Origin of the sequence: Streptomyces sp. NBC_00435, from assembly GCF_036014235.1 — a bacterium.
GTDB lineage: Bacteria > Actinomycetota > Actinomycetes > Streptomycetales > Streptomycetaceae > Streptomyces.
Genome location: NZ_CP107924.1, coordinates 7,138,837 through 7,155,311, shown reverse-complemented (window position 1 = coordinate 7,155,311; position 16,475 = coordinate 7,138,837). Strand labels below are relative to the sequence as shown.

Genomic DNA, 16,475 nt, shown 5'->3' with positions numbered 1-16,475 from the left:
TGCGCATGGGTCGCTACGGGTCACGCGGGCGGCTCCGCCCGCCTCAAGGAGCGGACCGCCGGGACCGAGAGCAGCACCGCGAAGGTGACCACCGCGACCAGGGTGGACACGTACAGCAGCGTACGCGCGCCGATGAGTTCGGCGACAGGGCCTGCCAGGGCCTGGCCGACGGGGAAGGCGATGAGGGACCCGGCGACGTCGTAGGCGTGGACCCGGTTCAGCACCGCCGCGGGGACCTGGGACTGGACGCTCGTGCCCCACATGACGCTCCAGAACGCCCAGGCGGCACCGCCCACCACGAAGCAGGCACACGTCGACCACAGTGCAAGACCCAGGGCGTTGGACAGGGGAGGACGACCCAGGCGAACATCGCGACCGCTCCGGCGGCCAGCGGCCGCTTCGGGCGGAACCGCATGCCTATCAGACCGCCCAGGACGTTGCCCGCCCCGAAGGCCGTCCACATCCGCCCAGAGCGCTGCCCGCCGAACTCCGGTGCTGCACCTGTCGCTGCGCGACCTGTCCGAGCAGGTCGTGCTCGGCGCGTACAACGTCGTGGACGACATCGACCACGGCCTGAAGGCCGGCACGTCAGCCCCCGGCGGCGCTGCCCGTGGCGGCGGTGCTCACGGCCGGCTTGCTGCACGCCGTCTGGAACACCGTGGCCAAGGCGATCCCGGACCGGGACGCCGGACTGACCCAGATCAGCGTCACCAAGGCCCTGCTCTGCCTGACGCTGCTCCCACTGCTCCCCGTACCGGCGGCCGGATCGTGGCCGTACCTGGTGGCCTCGGGGATCGCCCACGCCGGGTACGTGGTGCTGCTCAGCCGCTCATACCGAATGGGCGACTTCAGCCAGGTCGCCGCCGCGCTCGCCACCGGGGCGGTGATCGCCTGCTACACCGTCAGGTGCGCTGGTGCTCGTGGTGATGCCGCAGGCCAAGCGGCGCACTCTGACCTCGTACGGCACGGTCCTGTGGGCCCAGACCCGGACGGGGACGGCGGAGGTGGCCGCGCTCCGCGAAACGGGGGTCATTTGGGCGGCGGTCATCGGTACGGTCCTGTTCAAGGAGACGCTCGGTGCGCGCCGGATCGCGGCGGCCGTCGTCGTCTCGACGGGCGTGGTCCTCCTGAGCGTCCCGCCGACCTGACCTCCGGCCCGGACAACTCTCGTGGGCGAGTGGCACGAGCGCCGGGTGGTGGACGAAGCCCTCTTTGTCGCCGGCCGGCGGGGCCCGACCTGAACGGTCCTCACCGCGCTGGTCAGTTGAGGCGTTCCAAGACGGCGGTCATGCCGATGCCGCCTGCGGCGACGACGGAGATCAGGGCGGTTGCGCCGTCGTCCTGGCGCAGGGTGTTCAGGGCGGTCGTGGTCAGGCGGGCGCCGGCGGCGCCGTACGGCTCGCCCAGGGCGATGGATCCACCGTGGGTGTTGAAGCGGTCGGGGTCGAAGTCGAGTTCGCGGCAGTAGGCGAGCATCTGGGCGGCGAATGGTTCGTTGCCGACGCGGACGTCGATGTCGTCGAGGGTCATGCCGGTACGGGCGAGGGCGCGGCGGGTGGCTTCGACGGGGGCCGGGCCCTCGGTTTCGGGGGTGTGGGCGCTGACCGCGGTGGCCAGGATCCGGGCCAAGGGGGTGATGCCGCGGGCGAGGGCGAAGGCCTCGTCCATGACGAGGACGGCGGCGGCGCCGTCACTGAGGGGCGCCGCGTTCCCGGCGGTGACCCGGCCGTCGGGGCGGGCGGCGGGTGCGAGGGCGGCCAGGGTGTCGAGGGTGACTCCTTGGCGGGGGCAGTCGTCGCGGGTGACCTTCTCCCCGGCCGGCGTGAGGACCGGGACGATTTCGGGGGTGAAGAATCCGGTCTCCCAGGCACGGCCGGCGAGGCGATGGGAGCGGACGGCGTAGGCGTCCATCTCGGTTCGGGTGATGCCGTACAGGTCGGCGGCGTGCTCGGCGGCGAGCGCGACGGGGAGGTAGGGGTCGGGCAGGGCGCCGCCTTCGCGGGGCTCGTACCACGTCTCGCCGGCGGTGGCGGAGCGGTGGGCGGTGCGGGCTTCGGCGTCGGCGAAGGCGGGGTTGCGCGTGCCGGGCCAGGTATCGGAACTCCCGTACGCGAGACGGGACTGCGACTCCACCCCCGCGGCCACCACAGCCCGCGCGTCCCCGCAGCGGATCGCTTGGGCCGCCATGCGCAGCGCCTGGAGGGAGGAGGTGCAGAACCGGTTGACGGTCACCCCGGGCACGTGGTCGAGGCCGAGGAGGACCGCGGTGATGCGGGCGATGTTGAAGCCCTGTTCGCCTCCGGGCAGTGCGCAGCCGGCGATCAGGTCGTCCAGGGTGGCGGGGTCGAGCTGGGGGACGCGCGCGAGGGCCGCCTCGACGGCGGTGGCGAGGAGGTCGTCGGGCCGTACGGAGGCCAGTGCGCCACGGTGGGCGCGGCCGATGGGGGTCCGCACCGCGGACACGATGACGGGGCGGGGCTCGGTCGTGGTCATGGAGGTGCTCACAGGTTCAGGGTCGGGCGGTGGGTACGCAGCCACACGTCGAGGTCGAGGACGAACTCGAGCCCCTCGCGGGGGAAGCGGTGGGTCCTGTCGGCATCGAGGAGGAGGCCGCGGACGGCAGAGGGGTCGAGGAGGTCCAGGGCCGGGCTGTCCGAGTCGAGGAGGAGGTGGGCCTGGGCGGTGAGGGCTTCCCGGTAGGCGGGGTCGCGGCTGACCGGGTACGGGCTCTTGCGCCGGTCGAGGACCGGGTCGGGAACCAGACCGCGGCAGGCGGCGCGCAGCAGGCTCTTCTCCCGGCCGTCGTGGGTCTTGTACGTCCACGGGGTGTTGAAGACGTACTCGACCAGGCGGTGGTCCAGGAACGGAACGCGTACTTCGAGGCCGCAGCTCATGCTCAGGCGGTCGGTGCGTTCGAGGAGGGCGGGCAGGAAGCGGGTGAGGCTGAGGTGGCTGATGGTGCGCAGCCTGCGCTCGGCGTCGTCGGCGGTGGGCAGGTGGTCGAGTTCGGCCCGGGCCTCGGCCAGGAGCCGGGCGCGGTGGGTGTCCAGGTCGAGGGCGGTGCGCAGGGGCGGAACCAGCAGCAGGGTGAGGTCGGCGCGGGTGATGACCCGCTCCCAGGGGAAGGTCGCCTGCGCGGCCCCGCCGGGCGGCGGGCCTTCCGCCTCGAACCAGCGGTAGCCGCCGAAGAGTTCATCGGACCCGTCACCGGAGAGAGCGACCTTGCCGTGGGCTCGTACGGCCTTGAAGAGCAGCAGTGCGGAGTGGTCGAAGTCCCCCAGGCTCAGACCGTCGCGGGCGCGGACGACCTCGGCGCGCAGGGCGGGGTCGGCGAGCCGCTGGGCGGCGGGGGCGATGCCGTGGTGGCGGGAGCCGAGGGCGTCCGCCATCAGGGCGATGTAGGGGGCGTCGTCGTCGCGACGCATCGCGTCGCGGGCGGACGGCCTCGTCTTCGCCGTGAGGTCGAGGGAGACGGTGGTGAGAGCTCCGCCGGTGCTCTGACGAGCCAGGGCGGCGATGGCGCTGGAGTCGAGACCGCCGGAGAGCAGCGTGCAGGACGGCACTTCGGTGACGGCCTGGCCGCCGACCGCCCGGGAGAGCAGGTCACGGACGGTGGCGACGGTGTCGGGGAGGTCGTCGGTGTGCTCGCGCGGGGTCAGGGACCAGTAGCGGTGCACGGCGGCCCTGCCGCTGGCGTCGATCGTCACCACGTGCGCGGGCGGCACCTCGCTGAGGCCCGAGAAAGGCGTCCGCCCCGGCGAGTTGACCATCGGGTGCGAGGCCAGGATCAGTTCGCGCAGGCCCGGCAGGTCAAGAATCGTTTCCGCCGCCGGGTGGGCCAGGACCGCCTTGGGTTCGGATCCGAACCGGACGCCACGGGGGGTCAGTGCGTAGAAGAGGGGCTTCACTCCCAGCCGGTCGCGGGCCAGGAGCAGACGTCGCTCACGCACGTCCCACACCGCGAACGCGAAGATGCCCTCCAGCCGTTCCACGGCGCCCGCGCCCCACTGCCGGACGGCCGCCAGGGCGACCTCGGTGTCGGAGCGCGTGTGGAAGCGGTGGCCGCGCGCCGTGAGCTCGCGGCGCAGCTCGTCGTGGTTGTAGACCTCGCCGGTGAACACCAGCACCGCCCCGGGCCCGCCGGAAGCGGTCCGGTCCACCATGGGCTGGCGGCCGCCGGCCTTGTCCACGATCGCCAGCCGGGTGTGCCCCACGGCCGCACCCGGACCCGTCCACGACCCCGAGGCGTCCGGCCCCCGGCAGGCCAGGGACTCCAGCATCGGCTTGAGCTCCACCGAGTCCGCTTCCGGCAGCCCGTCCCGGCCGAACACAACCCAACCAGCGAGCCCACACACGAAGAATCGATCCTCTCAATGGTGACGCGCGGGGCCAGAGCGCCACCGAGCGGCAACACTGTGCACGTCGATGATCGCCCAAGGCAACGTACGGTTAGGCCGGCCGGGTGGCGAGGCGGGTCCGGTGATCAGGGAGGGCTCGACACGTCGCCGGGGAGGGAACCACCGAGTTCCACGATGACGACGTTCGCCCGTGGGAAGGTCCGGGCCGCCGGGTACGCCCTGGTCAGATCGCGGTGGACGAGCCAACACAGCTTGCGACTCACCGAGTTCAAGACCAGCCACGTGATGTGGGATCCGGCCATTCCGCCGTTCGGAAGGTGCGGTGGGCGTGTTGCCGGTAACCGCCTGCCCCAAGGGCGTTGGGCTGATGTATCCGACTGTCGTCGGGGGCGGTCCACGATGCACGGACGTCCGCGGCCCGACGGTTTCGCGCATCGCCTCCGGCGGCCCGAACCCCGTTCTCGACCCTCGCGCACCGGCTGGCTCAGGCCGCCCGCTCCCCCTACTTGAGCGCCGCGCACACAGACCCCCAGGAGTTGTCGCATGTCCACGCAGCCGCGGTCCGTCCCTCCTGGGGGCGACGTTCGGGCCGATGGCAGCTCGAAGGCCGACGAGCCGGACATCACCAAAGACGTAAAGGTCATGTCCTGCAAGGTGAAGGCCGGCGAGTACGGCACCAAGGAACTCGACCTCAAGATCGAGTACATCAACAGCGATGACCGTCGGTTCAGCTACCTCGCCGAGGGCGAGGTCACCGTCAACGGCGAGAAGAAGAGCGACATCGTGTCCACCGGCCAGAACCTCGCACCGGGCCAGAAGTACACGGACGAAAACGCCGGGGCCCTGGCATTCGACGTAGCCAAGGCCGCGAAGGCCGGCGACAAGATCGAGTGCAAGCTGATCAAGGTATCCCGCAATTCCTACTGAGAGACCGCTGAGCCGAAATCTTCGTGCGGTCGGGCCTGCTGCGGGCCCGGCCGCATCGAGCGGGAGCGTGGTGCGGAGGTCGCCCCGAACGTCCCGGGTCCGAGCTCCACTTCGGCGTGCCCACCTTCCCTCGGCGGGGACACCGGCGTGGCGCGCAGTCACTGGTCGCGCCGTTGCGGCGCGTCCGCGACATGGCCGAGGCTTGTTCGCTCCGGAGCGCCAGCCTGCCACCCCCGGCACTCACCCTCGAGTCGTGGGCGTGATCTGTCGGGTGGCGGAGCGCAGTGCGAAGGCCATCACCACCTCGAATACACCGAGCAGGACGAACCACAGTCCCAGCAGTCGTGTCAGGGCGACCGCGGAGTCCACCGGGAAGCAGAGCACCACGATCCCGGCGACGGAGCCGAGGGCGCCCAGCGCGAAGAGCAGGCCGCGGTGCACGAGCGCGCGGTCGGCGATCGCTACGTACGCCGTGAGTACGCCGGTCAGCAGCCAGAACACTCCCACGATCAGGGACAGCGCGCCGATCGTCTGCATCGGATGCCGCAGAACCAGGACACCGGCCAGGAATGCCAGCATGGCGATCATGATTCCCGCCAGTCTGCTGCCGCCCCCGTCACCGCTGTGCGAGAACGCCGTCACGAAACGGAAGCCGCCGGCCACCAGGAGCTGGAGGCCGATGATCACAGCCAGGACGTGCAGGGTCTCGTCGGGCCAGACGAGTACCAGGATGCCCGGAATCAGGGTCGCGAGGGCGAATCCGAGTGCCCAGTGCCACGAGCCTCCCAGCTGCTTGAGGACGTCCTCGGCATCGCTCTGCCTGCGCTGCGGCGCCGCGTCGGGGGATACGGTCATCACGCCTCCCGGGCCGATCGAAGGACCCTGTCGAGGCCCTTCCACGCCATCGGACATGCCTTGTTCGCCTAGCAGGCCCATTTTAGGCCGGTGGGCCACGGCTCGCCGCTCCGGACGCGTCCTCGCCCGGACCGGTCGCCGCCTGCGTGGCGATCATCTGAGGAGGCCGCGAGAATGAGAGGGCGGGAGAGAGGGCCCCGGCGGGCCTGCCCGGAGCGGGTGCCCGCAGCCGGGCGAAGAGGCGCTGCGGAGAAGTGACGGTCCGGCCTGTGACGCCCTCGAATGAGGGCCGCGCGGGACCACGCGGGATTCTCGCCCGTGGAACAGCTTTCAGTGGGAACACAGGTGATGGCACATGTGTCGATGGCTCGCCTACTCGGGGACCCCCATGCTGCTCGACACCATCCTGTACAAACCTGCGCACTCGCTGATCGACCAGAGCCTGCACTCCAAGCTGGGCGTCGAGACGACGAACGGCGACGGATTCGGCGTCGGCTGGTACACCGAGGACAATGACACGCCGGCACTCCTCAGGGACGTTGGTCCCGCCTGGAACAACCGCAACCTGCGGGAGATGGCAGACCACGTCCGCTCCCCGGTGTTCTTCGCCCACATCCGGGCGTCGACCGGGACCGCGGTGCAGCAGTCGAACTGCCACCCGTTCCGGCACGGCCGCTGGATGTTCATGCACAACGGCGCCATCACCGGCTTCCACCTCATGCGCCGGGACCTCACCCTGCTCGTCGATCCGGCCCTGTACGCCGACATCGAGGGAACCACCGACTCCGAGGTGATGTTCTTCCTGACCCTCACCTTCGGCCTGGCCCTGGACCCGCCGACCGCCGTCGCCAGGATGGCGGGAGTGGTGGAGCGCGCCGGCCGCGACCACGGCGTGGAGTTCCCCCTCCAGATGACGCTCGCCATCACCGACGGCGAACGCGTGTGGGCCTTCCGCTACTCCAGCGCACACGATTCCCGGTCGCTCTTCTACAGCAGCCGGGTGGACGCGCTGCGCCGCCTGCACCCCGATGTGGCGTACCTGCGGGACATCTCGGAGGAGACCCGCTTGATCGTGTCCGAGCCCCTCGGCGACCTGCCCGGCGCTTGGAACGAGGTACCGGAGAGCAGCTACGGCGTCGTGCAGCCCGGCGCCGACGAGATGCATCCCTTCATGCCCGTACCGGCATGAAGCGGCCGTTGACGCACGCAGGCCGGTGGTTCGGCGGTTGAGGACGCGGACCCGGTCCTCGTCGGCGGGCAGGCGCTCGGGCACGTCCGCCGGCTCGGACAGCCCCCAGGTGGGAAGCCGTACGTTCAGCTGGGGGGAGCGAGCCAGGTTGCGCGGGAACGCTTTCGTGCAGCGCGGTGCGTCGGCGCTGGCGCTGCGGATCATCCCGTTCGACGTGCCGTCGTCCGAACACACACCGGTCGGTGCACATCCTCACCATTGAGGACCCGATCGAGTACCTGCACCACCACAAGCGCTCGGCGGTCAACCAGCGCGAGGTCGGCACCGACACCGACTCGTTCCCCGCCGCGCTGCGCGCGGCCCTGCGCGAGGATCCCGACGTCCTGCTCCTCGGCGAGATGCGCGACCCGGAGAGCATCGCCGCGGCCCTGACCATCGCCGAGACCGGGCACCTGGTGTTCGCCACCCTGCACACCAACGACACGTCGCAGACACTGGACCGCATCGTCTACGTGTTCCCGGCCGAGCAACAGCCACAGATCCGGCTGCAATTGGCGCACACCCTGGTCGGCATCCTCAACCAGACGCTCATCCCCCGGATCGGCGGGGGCCGGGTGGCCGCCTTCGAGGTGCTGGCAGGCACGTCGGCGATCCGCAACCTACGAGGAGGCCGTGCTGCACACCGCCTACCCGGAGGACATCCAGCGGCCCTACGTCCCGGTCGGCCGCACCTGACCGGGCGGCAAGGCCGAGGACCACACGCCGTACGACTGGGCGCCGCCCGGGCACCTCAGCAACCGCGCGTTCGAGTTCATCACGCGATCGAGGGCCACCGCATGCGCAGAGAGGTCCCACCCGGACGCCGCCCCTGAGTTCCCGCCCCGACCCAGCCTCGCCGGGGCCCGGGGTCAGAGCTCGACGAGGGTGACCTCCGTGGCCTTCAGGCTCGCCCAGATGTCGGAACCGTCCGCGAGGGCGAGGTCCGCGGCGGCCTGCGGGGTGATCTCGGCGATCAGGTCGGGGGTCTGCTCGGACGTGATCAGGATGCGCAGGCGACTGCCGACGACGGTGATCTCGCGTACGACGCCCCGCCACACATTGCGGGGACTGCCGACTGGCCGCTCACGGTGCAGGGACACCGCCTCCGGGGCGATGATCGCGAGGGCCTGGGCACCCTCGGGGAGCGGGTCGGCGGCGACCAGGACGCCGCCGGTGGCAAGCGTGAGGCCTTCGCGGTTCGCGGTGCACGGCCAGGCGTTGCGGCCGAGCATCCGGGCCACCCACGGGGAGCGCGGGTGACGGGTCACCTCGGAGGGCGTCGCGTCCTGGAGGGTGCGGCCATCGGAGAGTACGAGGACCCGGTCGGCCAGCGAGACGGCCTCGACGGGGTCGTGGGTGACGATGAGGCAGACCCCGCCGAAGCCGGCCAAGTGGCGGCGCAGGGTGTGCCGTACGTGGGCGCGGGTGGTCTGGTCCAGGGCGGCCAGCGGCTCGTCGAGGAGCAGCAGGCGCGGGCGGGCGGCGAGCGCGCGGGCCAGGGCCACGCGCTGGGCCTGACCGCCGGAGAGTTCACCGGGCTTGCGGTGAGCGAGGTGTCCGACGCCCAGCTGGTCGAGCCAGCGGTGGGCTTCCTTGCGGGCCTCGGCCTTCGGCATCCCGTGCGCGCGGAGCCCGTAGGCGGTGTTGGCCAGAGCGTTGAGGTGCGGGAAGAGTGCACCGTCCTGCGGCACCCACGCGACCTGCCGCTTGTGCGGGGGCAGCGCGGTGACGTCCAAGTCGCCCAGCTTCAGTGCGGCGTGGGCGCGCGGGGTCAGACCCAGGAGCGCCCGGAGCAGCGTGGTCTTGCCGGATCCGTTCTCGCCGACGACGGCGACGGTGGTACCCGGCTCGGCATCCAGGGTGAGCTCGTTGAAGCCGGTCACCTCGGCATGCAGCGGCCAAGGCTCGGTCTGGTGGAGCGGGGCAGGTGGTTCCGTGGTGGCCAGGACCGCAGCGGCCGGCTCCGGCCTGGAGGAGCCGCGGGGCCGGCCGACCGAGCCGGTCCACCGTCCACGCAGGCCGACGAGTACGGCCATCGCGATGGCGAGGAGGAGCAGGGAGACCGAGGTGGCGGCTTCGGGCTCGTCCTGAAGGAGCAAGTAGACCTGGAGCGGCAGGGTCTGCGTGGAGCCGGGGAGGTTACCGGCGAAGGTGATGGTGGCACCGAACTCGCCGAGCGCGCGGGCCCACGCGAGGGCGGCCCCCGCGGCCAGGCCCGGGGCGACCATCGGGAGGGTGACCGTGAAGAACACCCGGACCGGGGAAGCCCCAAGAGAGGAGGCGGTCTCCTCGTAGGAGGGCTTGAGGCCCGCGAGGGTGCCTTCCAGGCTGATGACGAGGAAGGGCATCGCGACGAAGGTCGCGGCGAGGACCGCACCGGAGGTGTGGAAGGGGAGGACGATCCCGAAGGCGCTCTCCAGCCAGGGCCCGAGCAGCCCGCGCCGCCCGAACCCGAGCAGCAGTGCGACACCGCCCACGGTCGGCGGCAGCACCATCGGCAGCAGTACGAGGGACCGTACGAACGTCTTCCCGGGGAACTCGACCCGGGCCAGCAGCCACGCCAGCGGAACGCCCAGCACCAGGGACAGGCCGAGCGAGGCGAAGGAGACCAGCAGGGACAGCTTGAGGGCCTCGACCACCGGCGGGCTGGTGAGGTGGGTACCGAGCTCGCCCCACTCGGTGCGCACCAGGATGCCGAGGAGCGGGAGCAGCAGGAACAGGACCGCGATCAGCGCGGGCAGCGCCAGGGCGAGCGAGGGGCGGGTGCCGGACACCCGGCGGCCACGGAACATGAAGGGCGGTCCTCGGCGGGTTGGTGGGCGGGCGGGGCGGGGCGGGAACGGCTGCGGGGCCGCCCTGCTGGGCGGCCCCGGTCCGGAGCACGATCCGGCTCGTAGCACGGGCCGGCCAGTCGGTCAGTCGGCTACGGCTTCTGGAAGCCGGCGTCCTGGAGGAACTTCTGGGCCTCCGGGGTGGAGAGCCACTTCACGAAGGCGTCGGCCGCCGCGGCGTTCTTCGAACCCTTCAGCGAGGCGGCCGGGTAGGAGGCCACGGCGTTCTGATCGTCGGGGATGTCGACGGCGACGACCTTGGGATCAGCAGGGCGCCGGCGATCAGACCGGCGGCGGCGCGGCGCGAGGTGAGGCTTCGGGACATGGTCGCTGAGTCTCCTGGGACTGAAGGGGTCCGGCCCGCGAGCGGCTCGGGCCGGGTACTGCCGTAACCGAAGGACGGAAGGAAGGAAGAAGAAGGAGCAGTCGGTTCAGACGCGGTCGATGTGGACGCTGGTGGACTTCACGCGGGCCGTGGCCCGCATTCCGACCTCCAGCCCCATTTCCTCCACCGATTCCCGAGTCAGCAGCGAGACCAAACGGTGAGTGCCCGCCTGGATCTCCACCTGGGCCGAGACGTCGCCGATTTTGACCGCGGTGATGATCCCGGGGAAGGAGTTCCGCACCGAGGTCTGGACCGGGTCGTCCTCGTCCTGGGCCTTCTGTGCGAGGTCGACTGCGAACGCCGCCAGATCGCGGCCCTCGATCATCCGACGCCCCGGGCTCTGACCGCCCTCGCGGTACGTAGGGATCTTCCCGGCATCCGCCCAGCGGCGTGCGGTGTCGGGGCTGACGCCCAGCATGCGTGCGGCCTGGCCCACGGTGTAGTACTGCATATGCGACACGTTAGGGCGAGAAACCCAGCATCTGCAATTTGACCATATCGTTGCATATCAGATGCAGATGCGCAGGGTCGATCCGAAGGCCCCCAAGCAGGTGGGGCCCAATGTCCCGAAATCTCAGGACGTTCGACCGGGGTGAAAATGCCATGCCACAAGGGCCATTCGCCTGGCGGATGAGATGGCCTCCGAGCAGCCCGGTATGCCTGCGGCTAGCGTGATCGATGTGGCGGCCGTCAGGCCGCCTTCCCCCGCCGATCAGAGTGAGGCGTTACTTCCATGGGCCTGAGCATCCGCAACCAGATCCCCGGCACCGTCACCTCCGTCACGGCCGGCGAGGCCATGTCCACGGTGAAGGTCCGCCTGGTCGGCGGTCAGGACATCACCGCCGCGATCACCACCGACGCCGTCAAGGACCTCGGCTTGGCCGAGGGCACCGCAGTCAAGGCGCTCGTGAAGTCCACCGAGGTCTCCCTCGCGAAGGGCCGGGTCGAGGGCATCTCCATCCGCAACCAGATCACGGGCACCGTCACCGACGTCGCGACGGGCGGCGCCATGGGCTCCGTCAAGGTCTCCGTCGAGGGTGGCGAGCTCACCGCCGCCATCACCAAGGACGCCGTCGAGGCCCTCGGCCTGACCGCCGGCACCTCCGTCGTCGCCCTGATCAAGTCGACCGAGATCTCCCTCTCCGTCTGATCACCCCCGCAACAATCGCCCGAGGGCCCCGCACCTGCTGGTGGGGGCCCTCGGGCGCACCTGGTCGCCCAGCCCAGCGGTCAACGGGCAACACCACTCGGAGTCACACCAGATCGAGGAGCTGCTTGAACGCGCCTGCGAACCCGCTGAAGTCGTCGACCAGGCGTATCTCCAGGATCCAGTGAGCCCGCCACCCTCCTGCGGCGGTGCGGCGGAGTGGCTCGTCGTTGTCCGGACCGATGAAGGAACAGGGCTCCGCGTCGGATCCGCCCACAGCCGGGGCCTGCCCGCACAAACGGCCCACCTGCCACGTTCCCAGGCTCCAGCCCGCTTTACCGGCCAGGGCCCGCACCTCGGCGTGCAGCTGTCTGCCGGTGATGCCGTCCTGCCCGAGAAATGTCTCCCGGGCTGCCGCGCCCACCTTGGCCAGGTCTTCGACGAGCCGGCGCCTGCCCGGGTCGTCGCCGACGACAACCGTGCGGGCGAAGTCCGTCTGGTGCCCGACGAAGAGCGGGTCGAGATCGACCACGACGATGTCGTCCACCCCGATCACGCGGTCCGGTGGGACCTGACCGTACGGAAGCACCGTGTGCGGCCCCGAGCGGACAAGACGGTCAGGCCAGCCCACGGCCGTACCGAAGACCTTCCCCGCCACGTCCCAGATCCGGTCGTCCACTTCGCACTCGGTGCGACCGGGCACGATCAGACCGCCCTCGATCACCTCGGCGAGCACGGCCTGAGCCATCCTCTGCTCCTCCACCAGCCTCAAGGCCCGCAGACGCTCGTCCATCCGGTCGGGTACCGCCATCGTGCCGCTCCTCTTCCTGCCGCTCTGCCGACGAAGGCGCACGACCCCGTGCTCCCGCTGCCCCCACCCCGCATACGTCGGCGGGACGGAACCCCATGCGGTGCACCGGAACGATGGGAGAGCCAGCAGCAGTCAACACGCCGGGGCTCCGAAAGCGCATTGGTTGCCGCACCAGTTCCCACGCCCGGAAGGGGACCACGACCTGGTGATACCTATGAACCTGTCGGCCTCCGCGTCTCTGACACGGGTGGGCAACGGATGCTGGCAGACTTCTACTCGCGGAGAGGCGCTCGCCGTCATCGCGTCGGCATGCGGGAGAACAGGGCGGCATCGTGGGATCGGGACAACTTCCTCCTGGCCAGAAGCTGGCGAAGGGCTGGCCGGTGTCGCACTACGGGCCGGTGCCGAGGTTCCGGCCCGAGCGGTGGACCCTGCAGGTCTTCGGCGCCACCGCCTCGGGCGAGAAGCGCAGTTGGTCCTTCGACGAAGTCTCGGCTCTCCCCTGCACCACGGTCGTCACCGACATGCACTGCGCGTCGGGGCCCTCGACGACCGACCACGAGTTCTACGGCGTGCCCGCCCGAGCCTTGCTGGAGCTGGCGCCGCCGGCGCCCGAGGTCACCCACGTCATGGCGTGGGCCGAGTACGGGTACAGCGCCAACCTGCGCCTGGCCGACTTCGCTTCGGACCGGACCCTGCTGGCCATGCACCACAACGGGGAGCCGCTGACCGTCGAGCACGGCTTCCCTCTGCGCCTGGTCGTACCGCACCTGTACGGCTACAAAGGGCCCAAGTGGCTGCGCGCGATCGAGTACATGACCCAGGACCGGCGAGGGTTCTGGGAGGAGCGCGGGTTCCACAACATCGCGGACCCCTGGAAGGAACAGCGGCACTCCTACCAGGAGGAGGACTCCCCCTGAGGGCCGCACGGGCACCCGCGCCGCGAAGCGGACCGGGGTGGCCTTCAAGCGGTAACCCCTCCCGGGAGGGGTTACGCGAGGTCGAGGAGCTGTTCGTAGAAGCCGCCGAAGCCGTGCCGCTCGTCGACGAGGTGGATTTCCAGGATCCAGTGGCAGTGCCAGCCCGCCCCGTCGGTGCGGCGCATCGGGGTGTCGTTGTCCGGGGTGACGTACGACTCGAACTTCGCTCCTTCGATGAGCTCGTGCGGGAACTCCCCCACCAGATGGCCGGCGTGCCATCCGCCCAGGCTCCACCCGGCCTCGCCTGCGAGCCGCTCGACTTCCGCGTACAGCTGCCGTCCGGTGATCCCCGGATCGGCGCGGAAGGCGCGACGACCGGCGGCGAAGACCTCCGCGAGGTCCGCGCGGAGGCGATGCTTCACCGGGTCGTCGCCGAAGACGAAGGTGCGGCCGAAGTCCGCCTCGTACTCCTCGAAGATCGGGCCGAAGTCGGCGAAGGCGATGTCGTCCTCGCCGATGATCCGGTCCGGCGGGTTCTCCTTGTACGGGAAGCACGTGTGCGGCCCGGAGCGCACGATCCGCTTGTGCCAGTGCTTCGTCGTACCGAACAGCTCGTTCGCGAGATCCCGGATCCGGTCACTGACCTCCCGCTCGCCCGCTCCCGGCGCGACCAGGCCCCGGGCCTCGACCTCGGCGAAGAGCCGTTCGGCCTTGCGCTGGGCCTCGACGAGACCCAGGGCGCGCAGTTGCTCGTCCATGCGGTCGGGTGCTCCCATGGTGCCGTTCCTCTTCCGTCGGCCTGTCACGGGGCCGCTCGGACGATGACGAGCGACCCTTCGTACGTGGTCTGCGTGCGCAGGTGCCCGAAGCGTTCGTCCCAGGCCCCGGACTCCAGGTCGCGGCGGAGCCTCTCGTCGAAGCGTTCGCGCACGCCGTCGTCGATGAAGCTCCAGGCGGAGCAGGCCTGCCGGGCAGCGGGGTCGAGGAGGAGCTCGGGGCGGCCGTAGTAGGCCTCGTTGAAGCCGTCCGTGCAGTCCAGCGGGATCGGAACGGTGCGGATGGTGCCCGTGCCGCCGAGGGCGCCGGCCATCTCCTCGATGGGCGGGTACCGGCGGGCCTCGGTGTCGAGGACCTCGGGGGCGTACTCGTAGAGCCAGAAGTCCCGTACGAGCTTCGGGTCGCAGGTCAGGACGACGACCGGCCCCGAGGTGACGCGGCGCATCTCGCGCAGGCCGGCCGCGACATCACTCCACTGGTGCACGCTGAACAGCGTCATCGCCCCCTCGAACTCACCGTCGGCGAACGGCAGGTCCTCCGCCACTGCGTCGACCGCACGGGCGAGGCGGGCCGGACGCTGGGCGCGCATGGACTCGGACGGTTCGACGGCCGTCACGGCGCGGGCGGCGCTCTCGTAGGACCCCGCGCCGGCACCGACGTTGAGCACGGTCTGGGTGCCGGCCAGGGCCTCGGCGATGAACCGGGCGATGCGGGTGTCGGGTCTGCGGTAGGGCGCGTATCCGGCGCCGATGGCGCCGTAGTCGACGTCGCCGGCACTGCCGTCCTGAGTGCGTACGTTCATGGGTCCTTACCTCGCCTTGTGAGCAGGAACAGGGGCGCACCCGCGTATCGCCGGAGGTGCCGGCCTGCGTGTGCGGGTGAGTCGCTGTTACGACCAGAGCCGGAACCGCTCCCAGCCGTCCCGGGTACGTTCGTAGCGCAGTCGGGTGTGGATGCGGCTCTTCGCGGCCTGCCAGAACTCCACCTCGGCAGGGGCCAGGGTGTAGAGCGTCCAGGCCGAGTCGACGAGTGAGGGCTCCTGCTCGATCAGCGCCAGGTACTTCGCCAGGGCCTGGTCCCGGTCGGCCACGTCCGTCAGGTACTGGCTCTGGCGGCCCAGCAGCGCGTGCGCGCGAGCGGTGGGCGAGCGGTCCAGGAAGTCGGCGGCGTTCTCCTCGGCCGTACCCGGCGTCACGCTGCCCCGGATCCTGACCTGGCGGCCGTGTTCCGGCCAGTAGAAGGTGAGGGCCGCCCGCGGGTTGCAGGCGAGCTGTCCGCCCTTGGGGCTGAAGGCGTGCCCGGAGAACTGCCAGCCCGAGGAACCCACCCCCTTGAGGATCAGCACGCGGGCGTCCGGGTCACCGGCGGAGTCGACCGTCGACAGCATCATCGCGTGCGGATCGCGCACACCATCGGCCACGGCCTCCACCAGCCAGGACAGGAAGAGCCGCACCGGATCGGCCGGGGCATGGTCTGGATCGAAATCCGGCAGCGGGCCGGCGAAGACCCCAAGGCCGCGCAGCCACTGCCGTGTACCACCCACCCGCTCAGAGCCCGCTGTCATCCTCAGCTCCTCCGGACGTCGACAACCTCACAGCAGTATCTTGCATCCGCTAGGGCTCGATCGTAAATCAGCTGGCAAATGCTTGTTGAATCGACCAAATAGGCCACAGCTGCGGTTTTGGCCTATACGCGCTCCCCCTCGGATCGACAGGGGATCCGGATCCCCGTCGCGGGAACGCGTCCGGAGCTCCACCGGCAGAGATGTGCCGGGAGCTACGGCCGGCATCGAAACGGGCCAGGCGTGGCGGCGGCCGCCTACCCGGATGCCGGCGCGGCCCGCAGCAGGGAAGGCTCGCACGCCTCTCCACCAATACAAGAGCCCGGCCAGCGAACGAGGCTGGCCGGGCTTTCGTACAGGGACGCCGCTGATACCGCGACGTCCGCTATGAGGCGGGAAGGCTTAGGCGGGGGTGATGTTCTCCGCCTGGGGGCCCTTCTGGCCCTGGGTGACGTCGAAGTTCACCTTCTGGCCTTCCTGGAGCTCACGGAAGCCCTGGGTGGCGATGTTCGAGTAGTGGGCGAAGACGTCCGGGCCGCCACCCTCCTGCTCGATGAAGCCGAAGCCCTTTTCCGAGTTGAACCACTTCACGGTTCCGGTGGCCATGTGTCCTCCAAGGACTAGAAACCGGTCCCGCACCATGCGGGATCCGGAGGTGATCGCCCTGGTCCTCAG

The 16,475-nt window shown here is 70.6% G+C and carries 18 protein-coding genes and 1 pseudogene; 6 read left to right on the top strand and 13 right to left on the bottom strand.

Going from position 1 to position 16,475, the window contains the following annotated elements; translation table 11 throughout:
• Window positions 1-20: 20 nt before the first annotated feature.
• Both OG389_RS32270 and OG389_RS32265 read right to left on the bottom strand, forming a co-directional pair.
• Window positions 21-263 carry a hypothetical protein gene (locus tag OG389_RS32270; RefSeq protein ID WP_328302219.1) on the bottom strand — a complete coding sequence of 81 codons (243 nt, stop codon included), beginning with the start codon at window positions 261-263 and terminating at the stop codon, window positions 21-23.
• Window positions 264-588: 325 nt separating this feature from the next.
• Complete coding sequence (locus OG389_RS32265) at window positions 589-876, bottom strand: hypothetical protein (protein WP_328304373.1); 288 nt, start codon at window positions 874-876, stop codon at window positions 589-591.
• A 38-nt stretch (window positions 877-914) separates the two neighbouring features.
• Here OG389_RS32265 and OG389_RS32260 point away from each other — a divergent pair, with 38 nt between their 5' ends.
• Window positions 915-1,148 (top strand): EamA family transporter, encoded by a 234-nt coding sequence (locus tag OG389_RS32260; RefSeq protein WP_328302217.1) that lies wholly within the window; start codon window positions 915-917, stop codon window positions 1,146-1,148.
• Window positions 1,149-1,260: 112 nt separating this feature from the next.
• On the opposite strand, the gene OG389_RS32255 is transcribed toward OG389_RS32260, so the two are convergent.
• Together OG389_RS32255 and asnB are read right to left on the bottom strand one after the other, a co-directional pair.
• Window positions 1,261-2,493, bottom strand: coding sequence for an acetyl-CoA C-acyltransferase (locus OG389_RS32255; RefSeq protein WP_328304263.1), 1,233 nt, complete (start codon window positions 2,491-2,493; stop codon window positions 1,261-1,263).
• Between the two features lie 8 nt (window positions 2,494-2,501).
• Window positions 2,502-4,355 (bottom strand): asparagine synthase (glutamine-hydrolyzing), encoded by a 1,854-nt coding sequence (gene asnB / locus OG389_RS32250; RefSeq protein ID WP_328302215.1) that lies wholly within the window; start codon window positions 4,353-4,355, stop codon window positions 2,502-2,504.
• 546 nt (window positions 4,356-4,901) lie between these two features.
• Here asnB and OG389_RS32245 point away from each other — a divergent pair.
• The gene (locus tag OG389_RS32245) at window positions 4,902-5,285 is read left to right on the top strand and encodes a hypothetical protein (RefSeq protein ID WP_328302214.1); all 384 of its coding nucleotides are present in this window, start codon (window positions 4,902-4,904) and stop codon (window positions 5,283-5,285) included.
• A gap of 240 nt (window positions 5,286-5,525) precedes the next feature.
• On the opposite strand, the gene OG389_RS32240 is transcribed toward OG389_RS32245, so the two are convergent.
• On the bottom strand, window positions 5,526-6,140 hold the full coding sequence (locus OG389_RS32240) for an HdeD family acid-resistance protein (RefSeq protein ID WP_328302213.1): 615 nt from the start codon (window positions 6,138-6,140) through the stop codon (window positions 5,526-5,528).
• Window positions 6,141-6,495: 355 nt separating this feature from the next.
• On the opposite strand from OG389_RS32240, the gene OG389_RS32235 reads away from it, so the two are divergent.
• Both OG389_RS32235 and OG389_RS32230 read left to right on the top strand, forming a co-directional pair.
• On the top strand, window positions 6,496-7,329 hold the full coding sequence (locus OG389_RS32235) for a class II glutamine amidotransferase (protein WP_328302211.1): 834 nt from the start codon (window positions 6,496-6,498) through the stop codon (window positions 7,327-7,329).
• A 242-nt stretch (window positions 7,330-7,571) separates the two neighbouring features.
• Window positions 7,572-8,201 (top strand): type IV pilus twitching motility protein PilT, encoded by a 630-nt coding sequence (locus OG389_RS32230; protein ID WP_328302208.1) that lies wholly within the window; start codon window positions 7,572-7,574, stop codon window positions 8,199-8,201.
• Window positions 8,202-8,237: 36 nt separating this feature from the next.
• Here OG389_RS32230 and OG389_RS32225 read toward each other — a convergent pair whose 3' ends face one another.
• The 3 genes and pseudogenes from OG389_RS32225 to OG389_RS32215 all read right to left on the bottom strand — a co-directional run bounded on the left by OG389_RS32225 (window position 8,238) and on the right by OG389_RS32215 (window position 11,035).
• On the bottom strand, window positions 8,238-10,160 hold the full coding sequence (locus OG389_RS32225; protein WP_328302206.1) for an ABC transporter permease: 1,923 nt from the start codon (window positions 10,158-10,160) through the stop codon (window positions 8,238-8,240).
• A 131-nt stretch (window positions 10,161-10,291) separates the two neighbouring features.
• Window positions 10,292-10,468, bottom strand: a pseudogene (locus OG389_RS32220) (substrate-binding domain-containing protein); the annotation flags it as partial.
• A gap of 162 nt (window positions 10,469-10,630) precedes the next feature.
• Window positions 10,631-11,035, bottom strand: a complete 405-nt coding sequence (locus OG389_RS32215) for a helix-turn-helix transcriptional regulator (protein ID WP_328302204.1) — start codon at window positions 11,033-11,035, stop codon at window positions 10,631-10,633.
• Between the two features lie 282 nt (window positions 11,036-11,317).
• Here OG389_RS32215 and OG389_RS32210 point away from each other — a divergent pair, with 282 nt between their 5' ends.
• Complete coding sequence (locus OG389_RS32210; protein ID WP_328302202.1) at window positions 11,318-11,734, top strand: TOBE domain-containing protein; 417 nt, start codon at window positions 11,318-11,320, stop codon at window positions 11,732-11,734.
• Between the two features lie 103 nt (window positions 11,735-11,837).
• Here the strand turns inward: OG389_RS32210 and OG389_RS32205 are convergent, their stop codons facing one another.
• Window positions 11,838-12,542, bottom strand: a complete 705-nt coding sequence (locus OG389_RS32205) for a M24 family metallopeptidase (protein ID WP_328302200.1) — start codon at window positions 12,540-12,542, stop codon at window positions 11,838-11,840.
• Between the two features lie 332 nt (window positions 12,543-12,874).
• Here OG389_RS32205 and OG389_RS32200 point away from each other — a divergent pair, with 332 nt between their 5' ends.
• The gene (locus tag OG389_RS32200; RefSeq protein WP_328302198.1) at window positions 12,875-13,462 is read left to right on the top strand and encodes a sulfite oxidase-like oxidoreductase; all 588 of its coding nucleotides are present in this window, start codon (window positions 12,875-12,877) and stop codon (window positions 13,460-13,462) included.
• A gap of 71 nt (window positions 13,463-13,533) precedes the next feature.
• Here the strand turns inward: OG389_RS32200 and OG389_RS32195 are convergent, their stop codons facing one another.
• The 4 genes from OG389_RS32195 to OG389_RS32180 form a co-directional block, all read right to left on the bottom strand.
• Window positions 13,534-14,238, bottom strand: coding sequence for a M24 family metallopeptidase (locus OG389_RS32195; RefSeq protein WP_328302197.1), 705 nt, complete (start codon window positions 14,236-14,238; stop codon window positions 13,534-13,536).
• Window positions 14,239-14,264: 26 nt separating this feature from the next.
• Window positions 14,265-15,041 (bottom strand): class I SAM-dependent methyltransferase, encoded by a 777-nt coding sequence (locus OG389_RS32190; protein ID WP_328302196.1) that lies wholly within the window; start codon window positions 15,039-15,041, stop codon window positions 14,265-14,267.
• 87 nt (window positions 15,042-15,128) lie between these two features.
• A complete protein-coding gene (locus OG389_RS32185) occupies window positions 15,129-15,803 on the bottom strand; it encodes a pyridoxine/pyridoxamine 5'-phosphate oxidase (protein ID WP_328302195.1) in 675 nt (224 codons plus the stop codon).
• A gap of 399 nt (window positions 15,804-16,202) precedes the next feature.
• Window positions 16,203-16,406: a cold-shock protein gene (locus tag OG389_RS32180; protein ID WP_067161837.1), complete on the bottom strand. Its 204-nt coding sequence runs from the start codon at window positions 16,404-16,406 to the stop codon at window positions 16,203-16,205.
• Between the last annotated feature and the right edge of the window lie 69 nt (window positions 16,407-16,475).